The sequence below is a fragment of the Brevundimonas sp. genome (genome assembly GCF_041919755.1).
Taxonomy (GTDB): Bacteria; Pseudomonadota; Alphaproteobacteria; order Caulobacterales; family Caulobacteraceae; genus Brevundimonas.
In genome coordinates this window covers 188,306-203,303 of record NZ_JAYRTD010000001.1, presented here as the reverse complement: position 1 = coordinate 203,303, position 14,998 = coordinate 188,306, and the positions used below count along the sequence as shown (strand labels likewise).

Here is a 14,998-nt window from a genome sequence, read left to right as displayed (position 1 = left end):
GTCTCCTTAAGCCTCGCCCCTCAAGGAGACGCCTCATGCAAGACATCCTCGACCAGCTCGAAGCCCGCCGCGCCGCCGCCAAACTGGGGGGAGGTGAGGCCCGGATCGCGGCCCAGCACAAGAAGGGCAAGCTGACCGCGCGCGAGCGGATCGAGGTCCTGCTGGACGAGGGCTCGTTCGAGGAAACCGACATGTTCGTGGAGCATCGCTCCCACGAGTTCGGCATGGACAAACAGCGCATCCCCGGCGACGGCGTGGTCACGGGCCGCGGTACCATCGGCGGGCGTCTGGTCTATGTCTTCTCCAAGGATTTCACCGTCTTCGGCGGCTCTCTCAGCGGCGCGCATGCGGCCAAGATCGTCAAGATCCAGAAGATGGCCCTCACCAATGGCGCCCCCATCATCGGCCTGTTCGACGCCGGCGGCGCGCGCATCCAGGAAGGCGTCGAATCCCTCGCCGGCTATGCCGACATTTTCCTGCAGAATACCCTGGCCTGTGGCGTCATCCCCCAGATCAGTGTGATCATGGGCCCCTGCGCGGGCGGCGACGTCTATTCGCCCGCCATCACCGACTTCATCTTTATGGTGAAGGACACCTCCTACATGTACGTCACGGGCCCCGACGTGGTGAAGACCGTCACCAACGAGGTCGTGACCCACGAAGACCTGGGCGGCGCCCGCGTCCATGCGGGCAAGTCCGGCGTCGCTGACGGCGCCTTCGAGAACGATCTGGAGGCCCTCAGCGAGGTCCGCCGCCTGATCGGCTTTCTGCCCCTGTCGAACCGCGAAAAGCCCCCGGTGCGCGACAGCTATGACGACCCGGAGCGGGACGAGGCCAGCCTCGACACCCTGGTCCCCGCCAATCCGAACCAGCCCTATGACATCAAGGAGCTGATCCTCAAGACGGTGGATGAGGCCGACTTCTTCGAGATCGGCGCCGACTTCGCCAAGAACATCGTCTGCGGCTTCGGCCGTCTGGACGGCCAGCCCGTCGGCATCGTCGCCAACCAGCCCCAGGTGCTGGCCGGCGTGCTGGACATCGATTCATCACGCAAGGCCGCCCGCTTCGTCCGCTTCTGCGACGCCTTCGGCCTGCCGCTGGTGACCTTCGTCGACGTGCCCGGCTTCATGCCCGGCACGCGCCAGGAATACGGCGGCCTGATCAAGCACGGAGCCAAGCTGCTGTTCGCCTATGCCGAGGCCACCGTCCCCAAACTGACCCTGATCACGCGCAAGGCCTATGGCGGCGCCTATGACGTGATGAGCTCCAAACACCTGCGCGGCGACGTCAACTACGCCTGGCCCAGCGCAGAAATCGCCGTCATGGGTGCCAAGGGCGCGGTCGAGATCATCTTCCGAAAAGAAGCCGGCGACCCCGAAGCCCTCGCCGCCCGCGAGGCCGAATACAAGGAACGCTTCGCCAACCCCTTCGTGGCGGCGGGCCTGGGCTATATCGACGACGTGATCATGCCGCACGGGACGCGGCGGCGGCTGATCAAGGCGCTACGCACGCTGAAGGGCAAGGTGCAGGAGAACCCGTGGAAGAAGCACGATAATATTCCGCTTTAGCTACCATTACCGAACGTACACCCTGGGCTGCGCTGAGGGAGTCCTGACTAAGGCGACGGAGACAGCCATGCTACTTCTGAAGAAGGCCTGCAGCAGCTTTTTCGCCGCTAGCTGTATGGCTGGAGCGATCGCCGTAAGCAGCAACGCCGAAGCCTGCTCGTTAGCAAGCTTCAGTGACAACGGTCGATATATCGGCGGTGGCCTTGCTACTCAAATCGCAAGTAAGTCCAACACGATTCAGATCGTATCTGTGAAAGCGAGATATTTGGTCCATAGAACCTTCACTCAAGGTGAATGGTATCTCTCGGAAGGAAGCACGGAGGTCCCGGAAGGCCACCCTGATTTCACCGACGTGTTCGCCTTCGAACTTGAGCCGGTCGAGACGCTAAAGATGGGCGGGGATCCATCTAATTTTGTTTACGAGAACGAGCTCCGCATCGCCGGGTATGACCCCGGTGTTTTCGGAACAAGTTCGCCTAGCGAGAGACAGATCAGTCACCCCAACGGCCTGCCCGACTGGCTGCTAGAGCGGCCTGGCAATGGAGGCTACGCTTTCCACGGTGCGTCAGCGAGTAGTGGATTGGGTGGCGGCGAGTGTAATGCGCCCTACTTTCTGGAGGTGGGGCAAACTTTGGTCGCCCTGCGGGATTCGCTTGGCAGGCTCTATCCAATGGACGGAGCCTTCCCCCTCGAAATCGACACGCAGTTCCTTTTGGAAAATGGGCGACGAGAACGTTTGTCGCTGAGGATGCAGTCCCTCATTCCGATTAGCGGTCCAAATGATCCCTTCCTAGTGAGCCTGCGCGAGGCATTGGCCACGCGCGCAGCCGCCCGATGAAGAAAACCATCTGACCAACCTCCTCTTCCTCTGTTCCCGCAACCGCCTCCGCTCCCCCACGGCCGAGCAGGTGTTCGCCACATGGCCCGGCGTCGAGACCGCCTCCGCCGGCCTGGCCCCCGATGCGGAGGAGGAATGCTCTGCCGAATTGGTGGAATGGGCCGACATCATCTTCGTCATGGAGCGCGCCCACCGCGCCAAACTCCAGCGCCGCTTCAAGGCCCACCGGAAGCGCGCCCGCGTCATCTGCCTCGACATCCCCGACGACTGCACCTTCATGCAGCCTCAGTTGGTGGCGTTGCTGAAGAAGGTGGGGCCGTTCCTCTGATCCTGCCTTCGCACACTCCTTTTGCCGCACTGCAACGCCGTCCGTTGTCGCGGCCCCGTCGAAAGCCTATTCTGTACTCATGACAACGCGCTGGACCCCTGAAAGCTGGAGACAGAAACCCGTCGTGCAGATGCCGACGGACTATCCGGACATGGCCGAACTGGCGCGGGTCGAGGATGAACTGCGCGCCATGCCGCCACTGGTCTTCGCGGGCGAGGCGCGACTCCTGACCTCCAAACTGGCCCAGGTCGAGGCGGGCGAGGCCTTCCTGCTGCAGGGCGGCGACTGTGCGGAGAGCTTCAAGGAATTTTCCACTGACAACATCCGCGACACCTTCCGTCTGATCCTGCAGATGGCGGTCGTCCTGACCTTCGCGGGCCGCAAGCCGGTGGTGAAGGTCGGCCGTATCGCCGGACAGTTCGCCAAGCCGCGGTCGTCGGGCGTGGAACAGATCGGCGATGTCGAGCTGCCGTCCTATCGCGGCGACATCATCAACGGCATGAGCTTCACGCCGGAAGAGCGGATCCCCGATCCCCAGCGTCTGCTGCGGGCCTATAACCAGTCGGCCTCGACCCTGAACCTGCTGCGGGCCTTTGCGGGCGGCGGCTATGCGGACCTTTACAATATCCATCGCTGGACGCTGGGCTTCGCCGACCATGCCGTCGGGGCCCAGTATCGCGAACTGGCCGAGAAGATCACTGAGGCCCTGGCCTTCATGGAGGCGGTCGGCGTCACGCCCGAGACCCATCCGGACCTGAGCCGCGTCGAGGTCTTCACCAGCCATGAAGCCCTGCTGCTGAACGTCGAGAGCGCCCTGACGCGGCTGGACGGCGGGTCCGGCGAATGGTTCGATACCTCGGCCCACATGCTGTGGATCGGCGAGCGTACGCGCCAGCTGGACGGGGCCCATGTCGAGTTCATGCGCGGCATCCGAAACCCCATCGGGGTCAAGTGTGGGCCGACGATGGAGCCGGACGATATCCTGCCGCTGATCGACGCCCTGAACCCGGACAATACGCCGGGCCGCCTGACGCTGATCGGCCGCTTCGGTCACGACAAGGTCGGTGATCGCCTGCCGCGCCTGATGAAGGAGGTGAAGGCCGAGGGTAAACGCGTAATCTGGTCCATCGACCCGATGCACGGCAATACGCTGAAGGCGTCGAACGGCTACAAGACCCGGCCCTTCGACCGGATCCTGGGTGAGGTGAAGACCTTCATCGACGTGGCCGAGGCCGAGGGTGTCCACCCCGGCGGTGTCCATCTGGAAATGACCGGTCAGAATGTCACCGAATGTCTGGGCGGGGCTCAGGCCGTGACCGAGGACGATCTGTCCAGCCGCTACCACACCCACTGCGACCCCCGTCTGAACGCCGATCAGGCGCTGGAGCTGGCCTTCCTGGTCGCCGAGCGCCTGAAGACCGGGCGTCAGTCGCGATCCAAGGCGGCATGAGCATGTTGGAGGGCGTCGGCAGGCCCGAGGGGGACGACGTCGCCGGACGCTGTGGCTATCAGGGTGCGGCCGGGGCGTTCAGCCACGAGGCGTGTACGGATCTGCGCCCTTGGGACGAAGCCGTGGCCTATGAGACCTTTGAGCACGTGCTGGAGGCGCTTGCCGTTGGTGACATCGGCTGTGCCCTGATTCCGGTCGAAAACTCGACCATCGGCCGTGTCGAGCCCGCCGCGACCCTGGTGGAGAACAGCGGCCTCCATATCGTCTCCGAGGTCTGGCGACCCATCCGCCTGGCCCTGATGGCTCCGCACGGCGCGCGCCTGTCGGACATCAAAACGGCTGAAAGTCACCCCATCGCCCTGCGCCAATGCACTGGCACCCTGACGGGTCTGAACATCGAGCCGGTGATCGTCTTCGATACCGCGGGGGCCGCACGCGCCGTCGCCGAGGCCAACGACAAGAGCCGCGCCGCCGTCGCGCCCGCGCGTGCAGCCGAGGTGTATGATCTGTCGATTTTGCGCAACGATATTCAGGACGAAGCCGATAATCGGACGCGTTTCGTCCTGCTGAGCGCCAAACCGGCTTGACGCCGCACGTTCCTTGCGTTCACTGAGGCGCATGGCCCGTCCGCAAGCAATCGCTGCGACCTTTACCGCCCGCGTTTTCGCGGTGTCGGGCCTCTATGCCTACGGCTTTCGATACGCCGGCTGAGGCGTCGGGCACTCGCTCCTGACGGCCTCGCCGGCGACCGCTCCGCGACGGAGCGGCGGCTCGCAAAAGACCTCATCGCAGCCCTGTCGAATACCGAAAGCCCAATATCGTGCCCCACACTAGAACCGCACTCCAGCAAGTCTGGCCCGCCCCCGACACATCTGCATTGACCGACATCAGTCCCGAACACATGGCGCTCGCGGCCTTGCGCCACGAGATCGACCTGCTGGACGACGAACTGCTGGCCCTGTTCCAGCGCCGCCTCGCCATCGCCGCCCGCGTCGGCCAGGCCAAGGACGCGCCTGCCGGGCCCCATGTCAAACTGCGTCCCGACCGCGAACAGCGCGTGCTGGATCGCGTCCTGGCCCAGGCGGAACCACACAATCACGAGGCCGTCGAATCCCTCTGGCGTCAGATCGTCGGCTGGGGTCTCGCGCGTCAGGGTCGGATGAAGGTCCAGGTCTGGTCGCCGATCGAGCCGACCCGCGCCTTCGACGGGGCCCGCCTGCGCTTCGGGGCCGCCGCCGACATGCGGGCCGTGCGCGATCCGCAGGCGGCGCTGAAATGGGCGTCGGAAGGCCACGGCGTCGCCGTCCTGGCCGTCAATGGGGGCGACCCCTGGTGGACCGGTCTGCGCCGCGAATGGGCAGGGCTCAGCGTCTTCGACGGCTTCGGCGGTGAAACACCCAGCGCCCTGGCCGTTGGCCGGATCGACCCAGCGGCTCTGCCCACGGGTCGTCGCGTCGTGGTGGACGCGGGCGGCGATGCCGGGGACGGTGGCGGTATCCGCCGTCGCGGACTCGATACCCACCACGGCTGGACCCTATCCCTCACCGATGCCGCGCTGCCGGTCGGTGGCGACGAAGGCTGCGTCGGGGCGATCCCCTGATCAGCCCGCCTTGGCGGCCCGGATGGCGGCGTCGATATCGGACGGCTGGATGGTCGCGCTGGCCTTGCCGTTGATCAGGAAGGTCGGCGTACCTTGCAGACCCAGCGTCGTCGCCGTCGTCTGAACGTCTGCCAGGTGCGAGGCGATTTCGCCACCGGCCATGGCCGCCTCGGCTTGGGGCAGGGACACGCCATTGTCGTTCAGGATGCGGGCGATGCTGTCGGGCGTCAGGTCTGGCTCGGCCATCAGATCGCGGAAAACGGGCAGGTACTTGCCCTGACGATGCGCGGCCTGGGCCGCCCGGGCCGACAGGTGCGAAACGCCGTCGCTGCCGCGATCCAGGATCGGCCAGTCCTTGAACACGAACCGCACGTCCGGATGCGCCTGCATCAGAGCCAGAACTTCCGGAGCCGTCGCCTTGCAGCCGGGACAGCGGAAGTCGAAGAATTCCACCACCGTCACCTTGGCATCGGCGGGACCGAAGGACGGATCGCGCGGATCGGGGGCCAGCAGGGCCGGATTGGCGGCGGCGCGGGCCGTGATCTGCCCGGCGAGCTCGCGGTCCGCTGCCTGACGCGCGACATCGGCCTTGGCGTTCAGGGCGTCGCTGACTTCCTGAAGCACTTCAGGATTGGCTAGCAGGTAGCTGCGAACCCGCGCATCGAAGCCGCCGCCGGTCGCATAGGGCACGACTGCGATGGCCAAAGCGACCACGCCTACGACCAGTCCGGCCAGACCCACCCTGGCATCGGACAACCATGGCCCTTTGGCAGGCGTCGGCGCGGCATCGGGCTTGGGTTCGGGCGTGTCGGTCATGCGTATCCTAGTATTGATCAGCCGCCGGCGGGCACGATGACCGGCTGGCGGCGGGCATTGCGGCGGTCGACGTCATCGACATCCGCCTGGGTCGCGCCCGAGGCGAAGACGATGTCCATGGCGCGCGTCCACTCCGGCGTGCCGCGATCCAGCATGTCGCGGGCCCGCAGGGCGAACTGGGTCGATTCCCGCTCCGAGCCCATGGCGAAATACATCTCCGCCGTCGCCAGTCGGGCCAAGCCCTCCTTGCCCTGGCTGGAATAGGCCTGCGACAGCAGACGCCAGGCCAGGGTGTTCTCCGGCTCCAACGCCACGGCGCGTTTCAGTTCCAGAATGGCGGGGTCCAGCTTGGCCGGGTCTTGCGAGGCGATCAGGGCATGGCCCAGATTAACCCTCAGCAGCGGCGCGTCCGGCTTCAGCTCGACCGACCGCTGGTGCGAGGCGAGGGCATCGGCGGGGCGACCCTCTTCCATCAGCACCTGACCGCGCAGTTCCCAGAAATACGGATTCTCGGGCTGCTCGGCCAGCAGCACATCAATGGCGGCGATCGCCTTGTCGATCTCGCCCTGACGATACCAGGCGATCGCGCGGGCATAGCGTCCGGGCAGGCTGACGTCGGTTTCAGGATAGGCGCGCAGCGTATCGGTCGGATGATCCATGAAGGCATGCATCTTGGCCAGGACCAAGGCGTGCTGGGCGGCGCGCTCGGGCGTATCGACGGCATCGTTGTGAGTGCCTTCGGCCACGATGCGACGCAGGTTCTCTATCCGCTCGGACGACAGCGGGTGACTACGGAAATAGGGATAGCGGCGGGCGTCGGAGAAGACTTCCTCGGTGCGAAAGTTACGCTCGAAGAAGGTCACCAGTCCGCGACCCGACTCACCCGCGCGATCCAGCGCACGCGCAGCGGTGTTGTCGGCCTCGCCTTCTTGGTGGCTGATATAGCGCAGGGCGCTCAGCGTGCCGAAATACTGGCTGTTGCCGATCAGGACTGCCCCGGCATCTGGCGCACCGGCCGCGATGGCCAGAGCGCCCAGCGCCATGGTCATCAGCAGGGGCTGCATGCCCGCATTCTGCGCACCGTCACGCAGCGTGTGTCGGTTCTTGATGTGGCCGGCCTCGTGAGCGACCACGCCCAGCAGTTCGTTGGCGTTGCGGGTGCGCATGATCAAACCGGTGTTCAGCCCCATGATCCGGCCGCGCGTGGCGAAGGCGTTCAGGCTGTCGTCATTGACCAGCAGGATTTCGACTTCCTCGGGCTCCAGCCCCATGGCGACGAAAACCGGCGAAGACCATTCGTGAATGATCTCCTCGATCTCGGTGTCGCGGATGGCGCTCTGGGCCGAGGCTGGCGAGGCAGCCGCCAGCAGCATGCCGGCAGCGGTCGCGGCCCCGAACAGGCGGCGGACAGGTCGAGACAGCCAGGTCATGGCAAACTCCTCAAGCCTCGAACGCCCCCGTTCGGTACGATCTCACAGACTAATCGCGTCCTTTCAACGGCGCCACCACCCGCGTTTGGGCTTTTCGGGCGGTGCGACGATCTGGTTCGGGTCTTCCGCGATCAGGGCCGCGACGTCGACCTCGGGCTGAGGAGCCACATGTTCGACGACGGTCGCCGCCATCGGCTCCGTCACGGATTCGGCCCGTTCCTCGACAGCCTCGGCCGGCGTGACGTCGAGCTCGGCGAGCTCGGCCGGGACAGGCTCGGCCTCGTTGGGCTCAGACGGTTCAGTGACCGCTTCTGGCTCGGAGGCCTCGGTCGCGCTGGCGGACATCTTACGACGAACGCGGCGGCGTTTCGGCTCTTCGATCACGGCCACCGGCGGTGTGTCGGCTTCAGCCTCGATCTGAACGGCCATCGGCGTGTCGGGCGAGCCGTCGGCCGGCATGCCTTCGTTGGTGGCGCGGGCCTCGACCTTGACCTCGTGAGTCAGTTCGCCGCCACGGTCACGACCGCGGCCCCGTCCGCGACGCCGGCGCGAGCGACCGCCCTCGCGGCCTTCACGCTCGCCCTCGGGACGCTCGCCGATCCGCTCCTCGGACTCGCCTTCGATCGGCGTCGATGCTGTGGTCTGGCGGCTGTCCTGAGGTTGCGGACGTTCCGGATTGATCGGGTCGAACCAGACGTAAGGGTCGTCAAGGGACGGCGTGCGACCGCGCACCCAGAAGAAGGCATCGCGCTCGGAGCCTTCCTCGCGCGTGCGACGACCCCCGCGGCGACCGCGGCGGCGGCGGCGACCGGCGTCGCTGTCGTCGTCGTCTTCACCTGCGGTCAGGGCAGGGGCGGCGTCGTCATCACGCGGAGCGCCGTCGCCTTCGTCACGACGGCCGCCACGACGGCGACGACGCCCGCGTCCGCCGTGTTCGCGGTCGCGGCGCTCAGCCCGTTCGCGCGGCTCGTCATCGTCGGTGTCTTCGCGATCCTCGCCGTCGTCGGCGTCGTCATCGTCGGCGATGATGTCATCGTCGTCGGCTTCATCTTCGTCGTCATAGGCGCTGTCGTCGAAGTCGTCGTCCAGGTCGATGAAGGCCGGTGCCTGTTCGGGCACGAAGTCCTCGTTGGTCTCGATGCGCTCAATGGCGTGTTCGCCCTGACCCAGGCTGTCGTCAATCAGGATCACGACGTTCAGGCCCCGCTTGACCAGCAGGCTGTTCAGATATTCGCGCTTGTGGTTCAGGATATACAGGGCCACAGCGGTCGAGAGGCGCAGATTGACAACGCCCGCGCCGTTCTTGCCCGCCTCGATATCGACGGCTCGCAGAGTCATCAGGGCGGCGCTTTCCGCCGAGCGGATGCGACCCGCGCCCTGGCAGTGTGGACAGACCTCGGTGGCTCCCTCGATCACGCCCAGGCGCCGACGCTGGCGACTGATTTCCATCAGGCCGAAGCTTGAAATCCGACCCATCTGGATGCGGGCGCGGTCCTTGGCCAGGGCATCCTTCAACACCTTTTCGACGGTGCGGTTGTTCTTGCCTTCATCCATGTCGATGAAGTCGATGACGATCAGGCCGGCCAGGTCGCGCAGGCGCAACTGGCGCGCGGCCTCGATGGCGGCCTCGATATTGGTCTTGGTGGCCGTGGCCTCGACATTGCGCTCCTTGGTCGAGCGACCGGAGTTCACGTCGATGGCGACCAGGGCCTCGGTCTGGTTGATCACCAGATAGCCGCCGGAAGGCAGGGGCACGACCGGCTGATGAATCTGGGTCAGCATCTCCTCGATGCCATTGGTTGCGAACAGGGGCCGCGCGCCCTGATACAGATGCACCTTCTTGGCTTGCGAGGGCATCAGCACCCGCATGAAGTCGCGCGCCTCCTTGAAGCCTTCTATGCCCTCGACCTGGATGCCGTCGAAATCCTTGTCGAACATGTCGCGCACGGCGCGGCGGACCAGGTTTTCCTCCTCGTAGATGATCGAGGGGGCGTTGGACTTCAGCGTCGTCTCGCGGATCGTCTCCCACAACCGCAGCAGATATTCATAGTCGCGCCTGATCTCGGCCTTGGTGCGCTTGGCCCCCGCCGTACGGATGATCAGCCCCATGCCGCGCGGCACGTCGAGAGCGGCGGCTGCGGCCTTCAGGCGCTTGCGGTCTGTGGCCTGGGTGATCTTGCGCGAAATGCCGCCGCCCTTGCCGGTGTTGGGCATCAGCACGCAGTATCGGCCGGCCAGCGACAGCCAAGTGGTCAGGGCCGCGCCCTTGCCGCCACGCTCGTCCTTGACGACCTGGACCAGCATGACCTGACGACGCTTGATGACGTCCTGGATCTTGTAGCGGCGCATCAGGCGACGTTTCAACCGCTCTTCCTCGGCCAGACCGCCTTCCGCTTCGCCGTCATCGCTTTCGCGGCCCAAATCATCGTGATCGTCGTCGTCCGAATGTGCCTCGGCCATGATGGCTTCGCGGTCGGCGACCGGGATCTGATAGTAGTCGGGGTGGATTTCGTTGAAGGCCAGAAAGCCGTGGCGATTGCCGCCGTATTCGATGAAGGCGGCCTGCAGGCTGGGCTCTACGCGGGTGACCTTGGCGAGGTAGATGTTTCCACGAAGCTGGCGCTTCGTACGGGATTCAAAGTCGAATTCCTCGATTTGACGCCCTTCGACGATCGCGACGCGGGTTTCTTCCGCATGTGCCGCATCGATAAGCATGGTCTTTGACATGGAGGGTCTCTCTCTGGCGCGCTCGGGCCAGGACCGCCGGTACATGACCGGTCAGTGTGGCGGCTCGCCGAATGGGGGTGAGGCGGGCGGGCGCAGGCGTCGTTCCTCGGCCACAGCGCGGCATGGTGCCGTCGATGCAGGCGAAGTCGGTCAACTCAGACCGGAGGGAAGCGCTGGCGATAAAGCCCATGAGTTCAGTCGGTCCTGGTCGCGGTCGCGCCCGGTCAGGGGCGGTGCGGACCCGGTCTTCGAATCGTCGGGCCTTGTCGCCCTGTCGATCCTAGGATCAGTGGAAGTCCAACCTGACGAGGAGGGCGCGTCCGCTCCTGAACAGGTCAGGGAACGCGATCGGTTCGCAGGCAGACAGATCATAGTCATGAAAATCATGAATTAAAAGGCACAGCTGTCTTAACCCCTTGGCGACGCCCGCCCGTCATCATGGTTGCAGAGTGATGAACGAGGCCTCCGTCAGAATGAGAGGGCTGTGGCGTAGCAATCCGACGCGTTGGACCCCGCGCCAGTGGGCGATGGCGGCTGTCGTGATGCTGGCGTTCGGGGTGGCAGTCTTCGCCGCAGGGCGTGGTCTGGCGACCGGCGCCATGGGCGAGGTCCTGCGCGTCCGGTTTGGCGGCGATGCGGAGCGGACGCGCGTCGTGGTCGATCTGGATCGCACCTCGCGCGGCGAGGTTGTCCAATCCGGAGACGACGGTCACGTGGTGGTCGCGCTCGCGGGTATTGCGCCGGGGCAGACCCGAACAGGACAGGGCAGTGGTCTGGTGCGCAACTGGCGGATCGCCGGGGCGGGCGGGGCTTCGCGGGTCGAACTGGACCTGAGCAGCACAGCCGAGATCGAGCGCCGCTTTCTGCTGCCGCCCGGCGACGGCATCGATCACTATCGTTATGTCATTGATCTGAAGGCGACAGGTCGTGCACCGACGCCACGTCCGGAACGCGGCGTGCGTTTGCCGACGCGCCGGACCGAGCGCCCGCTGGTGGTTATCGACCCGGGGCATGGCGGGCGCGATCCGGGCGCATCCGGAACCACGACCAGTGAAAGCGCGGTCACCTTGGCGGCCGCCCAGTTGCTTAAGCAGGAACTGGAGCGCACGGGCCGGTATCGGGTCCAGTTAACCCGCGACACGGATGTCTATGTCGGTCTGAACCGCCGCGTCGAGATCGCGCGCCGGGCCGGGGCCGACCTGTTCATATCCCTGCACGCCGACGCCATCGCCGATCCGGCCACGCGCGGGGCCAGCGTCTATACCCTGTCCGAACAGGGGGCCGGGCGGGCGGTGCGCGAGTTTACGCGCGACGAAAACTGGCAGCAGAACCTGAACCTGCCGGGCCGCGACGCCTCGGTCGATCGCATCCTGCTGGACATGACCCAGCGCGCGACCCAGAACCGCTCGGCCCGCCTGGCGCGGACCCTGCTGGGCGAGATCGAACAGGCGGATCATCCGCTGCTGCGCCGTAGCCACCGCGATGCGGGCCTGGCCGTCCTGCTGGCTCCCGACGTCCCCGCCGTGTTGCTGGAGATGGGCTATATGACCAATCCCGAGGACGAGCGGCTGCTGACCGACAGCCGCGCCCGGCGTCGCCTCATTCGCGCCGTCGCGGCAGGCATCGACGCCTATTTCCGGCAGGCCGACGGTGACGTGCAGATGGCCGCGACCGGCGGAACGGGACGACCCTGAGCCCCAACATTCGGACGCATGTCATCGTCACCCTAGCGAACCCCGGCGACGCAAGCTAAACCCATGCCGATGCACGCGCCCCGGAGTTTCAGGTGAGAATTGCCGAACGCTGGTTCGTAAGGGCGGGGATCGTCCTGCTGGGTGGCATCGCGCTGGCGGGGCTGGCCGTGGCCATCTATGCGGCCTGGCTGTTTCACGACCTACCGGACGCCTCGGATCTGGCGGACTATCGCCCAGCGACGGCCACGCGGGTCTATGCCGGTGACGGGACCCTGATCGGCGAGTTCTCGGACGAGCGCCGGATCTATGTGCCCTATTCGCAAATCCCGGACACGGTGGTGCAGGCCTTTCTGTCGGCCGAAGACAACGACTTCTTCAACCACGGCGGTATCGACGTGTCGGGCCTGGGCCGGGCCATGTTCAAGAACGTCTTCAACGCCGCCTCGGGGCGGCGTCTGGAAGGCGGCTCGACCATCACCCAGCAGGTCGCCAAGAACGTGCTGCTGGAGGGCCAGACCGGCATCAACCGCAAGGTCAAGGAAGCGATCCTGTCCAACCGCCTCGAGGCAACCCTGACCAAGGACCAGATTCTCGAGCTGTATCTGAACGAAATCTACCTGGGTTATCGCTCGTTCGGCGTGGCGGCCGCGGCCTACAACTATTTCGGCAAGTCGCTGAGCGAGCTGACGCCGGACGAGGCGGCGTTCCTGGCGGCCCTGCCCAAGGGACCGGCCAATTATCATCCCAAACGCTTTCCGGGTCGCGCCACCGGCCGCCGTGACTGGGTGCTGGGCGAGATGAACCAGAACGGCTGGCTGACGGATGCGCAGCTGATCGAGGCGCGCGCCAAGCCGCTGGTCACCCAGGACGCCCCGCGCCGGGCGCAGTATGCCGACGCCGACTTCTTCGTGGAGGAAGCCCGGCGGCAGGCCATCGCCCGCTTCGGCCGCGAGGAGGTCAACCGAGGCGGCTATTATATGCGCACGACGCTGGACCCGTCCCTGCAGTCGGCGGCGCGCGACGCCCTGATGCGCGGGCTGGAAAACTACGATCGTCGCCACGGCTGGCGCGGGGCGTGGGGCACCACCGACTTTGCCGACGGCTGGCAACAGGTCGCTCTGGCAGAGACGCGGCCACCCGAACGCCGGGCCTGGCAGGCAGCGGCGGTCGAGAGCGTGTCCGGCAACAACGTCCGCATCGTCACTGCTCGCGACGGTGACACCGGCAGCCTGCTGGCTGCCGATGCCGCCTGGGCCAATGCCAACCGCCCGCTGAAGCGTGGCGATCTGATCTTCGTGGAGCCGACCGGGGGGCAGTTCGCTCTCAAGCAGGTGCCACGCGTCAATGGGGCCCTGGTCGCCATCGAGCCGCAGTCGGGTCGTGTGCTGGCGATGGTCGGCGGCTATTCCTATGCCCTGTCCAGCTTTAACCGAGCGACCCAAGCTGAGCGCCAGCCGGGCTCGGCCTACAAGCCCTTCGTCTATGCGGCGGCATTGGAAGGCGACTTCACGCCAGCCTCCATCGTACTCGATGCACCGATCAGCTTTGCGGGTGGGGCCAATGGCGGGCGCTGGACGCCAGAGAACTACAGCCGTCAGTATTATGGGCCGCAGACCCTGCGGCGCGGGCTGGAACTGTCGCGCAACGTCATGACGGTGCGGCTGGCCCAGTCAGTGGGCATGAACAATATCGTGGCCCTGTCCGAGAAGATGGGGGTGGCCGATAATCTGACACCGAACCTGTCGGTATCGCTGGGGGCAGGGGAGACGACACCCTATCGCCTGACCGCCGCCTATGCCGCCTTCGTCAACGGGGGACGCAAGGTCGATCCCTATCTGATCGAAATGGTCCAGGACCGAGATGGCGAGACCCTGTATCGCGCCGACGATCGCCGCTGCCGCGACTGCGGGCGACCGTTCACGGGCCAGGAATCGCCACGGCTGGACCCACGCGGCCAGCAGGTGATCGATCCGATCACGGCCTATCAGATCAGCTCCATGCTGGAGGGCGTGGTTCAGCGCGGTACGGCCGCCAGTGCGCGCGGCCTGGGTCGCTGGGTCGGCGGCAAGACCGGCACGACCAATGAATACCGCTCGGCCTGGTTCGTCGGCTTTTCTTCAGACATCGTGGTCGGCGTCTTCATCGGCTTCGACGACAACCGCCCGCTGGGCTATGGCGAGACGGGCACGACGGCCGCGGTGCCGGTGTTCGCCGACTTCATGCAGACCGCCCTGCGCGAGCGTCCGGCGCGACCCTTCGTGCGGCCGAAGAATGCGATTTTCCGCAGCGTGAATGGCATCGAGGAAGCGTTCCGCCCGGGAACGACCCGCCGGATCGAGGAGCGCGCGCCGACGGGTCCGACCGTCCCGACCGGGCCGCAAAACTATAACGACGTGATCCGCCGCGAACAGGAAGAGGCGGAAAGGCCGAGTGCCGGCCCCGCTGTGCCGCCACCTACAGCACCACCGCCGGTGAAGCCGCCGGCGGAAGACCTGAGCGGGCTTTACTGATCCGTCGGCCCTAGCCACTCGCGGCGACACCCTCTAT

The 14,998-nt window shown here is 65.9% G+C and carries 11 protein-coding genes and 1 pseudogene; 8 read left to right on the top strand and 4 right to left on the bottom strand.

Translation table 11 applies throughout. The features are described 5' to 3' along the window. Positions 1 to 35: 35 nt before the first annotated feature. The 6 genes from ACE3TH_RS01060 to ACE3TH_RS01035 all read left to right on the top strand — a co-directional run bounded on the left by ACE3TH_RS01060 (position 36) and on the right by ACE3TH_RS01035 (position 5,784). Positions 36 to 1,568 (top strand): acyl-CoA carboxylase subunit beta, encoded by a 1,533-nt coding sequence (locus ACE3TH_RS01060; protein WP_374596548.1) that lies wholly within the window; start codon positions 36 to 38, stop codon positions 1,566 to 1,568. A 67-nt stretch (positions 1,569 to 1,635) separates the two neighbouring features. Further along, positions 1,636 to 2,406 (top strand): hypothetical protein, encoded by a 771-nt coding sequence (locus tag ACE3TH_RS01055; protein ID WP_374596546.1) that lies wholly within the window; start codon positions 1,636 to 1,638, stop codon positions 2,404 to 2,406. Positions 2,407 to 2,476: 70 nt separating this feature from the next. After that, a complete protein-coding gene (locus ACE3TH_RS01050; protein ID WP_374596544.1) occupies positions 2,477 to 2,734 on the top strand; it encodes a phosphotyrosine protein phosphatase in 258 nt (85 codons plus the stop codon). A gap of 79 nt (positions 2,735 to 2,813) precedes the next feature. Then, positions 2,814 to 4,184, top strand: a complete 1,371-nt coding sequence (locus ACE3TH_RS01045) for a class II 3-deoxy-7-phosphoheptulonate synthase (protein WP_374596542.1) — start codon at positions 2,814 to 2,816, stop codon at positions 4,182 to 4,184. Then, positions 4,181 to 4,771 (top strand): prephenate dehydratase domain-containing protein, encoded by a 591-nt coding sequence (locus tag ACE3TH_RS01040; protein WP_374596540.1) that lies wholly within the window; start codon positions 4,181 to 4,183, stop codon positions 4,769 to 4,771. The genes ACE3TH_RS01045 and ACE3TH_RS01040 overlap by 4 nt, the downstream gene beginning before the upstream one ends. A 290-nt stretch (positions 4,772 to 5,061) precedes the next feature. Then, positions 5,062 to 5,784 carry a chorismate mutase gene (locus ACE3TH_RS01035; RefSeq protein ID WP_374596538.1) on the top strand — a complete coding sequence of 241 codons (723 nt, stop codon included), beginning with the start codon at positions 5,062 to 5,064 and terminating at the stop codon, positions 5,782 to 5,784. Here ACE3TH_RS01035 and ACE3TH_RS01030 read toward each other — a convergent pair whose 3' ends face one another. The 4 genes and pseudogenes from ACE3TH_RS01030 to ACE3TH_RS01015 form a co-directional block, all read right to left on the bottom strand. Next, positions 5,785 to 6,600, bottom strand: coding sequence for a thioredoxin domain-containing protein (locus ACE3TH_RS01030; protein ID WP_374596536.1), 816 nt, complete (start codon positions 6,598 to 6,600; stop codon positions 5,785 to 5,787). A gap of 17 nt (positions 6,601 to 6,617) precedes the next feature. Beyond that, complete coding sequence (locus ACE3TH_RS01025) at positions 6,618 to 7,259, bottom strand: tetratricopeptide repeat protein (protein ID WP_374597097.1); 642 nt, start codon at positions 7,257 to 7,259, stop codon at positions 6,618 to 6,620. Between the two features lie 99 nt (positions 7,260 to 7,358). Continuing rightward, positions 7,359 to 7,973: pseudogene (locus ACE3TH_RS01020) on the bottom strand (M48 family metallopeptidase); the annotation flags it as partial. Positions 7,974 to 8,093: 120 nt separating this feature from the next. Further along, positions 8,094 to 10,757, bottom strand: coding sequence for an Rne/Rng family ribonuclease (locus tag ACE3TH_RS01015; protein WP_374596534.1), 2,664 nt, complete (start codon positions 10,755 to 10,757; stop codon positions 8,094 to 8,096). Positions 10,758 to 11,284: 527 nt separating this feature from the next. On the opposite strand from ACE3TH_RS01015, the gene ACE3TH_RS01010 reads away from it, so the two are divergent. Beyond that, positions 11,285 to 12,451 (top strand): N-acetylmuramoyl-L-alanine amidase, encoded by a 1,167-nt coding sequence (locus ACE3TH_RS01010; protein ID WP_374597095.1) that lies wholly within the window; start codon positions 11,285 to 11,287, stop codon positions 12,449 to 12,451. A gap of 92 nt (positions 12,452 to 12,543) precedes the next feature. Beyond that, positions 12,544 to 14,961, top strand: coding sequence for a penicillin-binding protein 1A (locus ACE3TH_RS01005; RefSeq protein WP_374596532.1), 2,418 nt, complete (start codon positions 12,544 to 12,546; stop codon positions 14,959 to 14,961). Positions 14,962 to 14,998 lie beyond the last annotated feature (37 nt).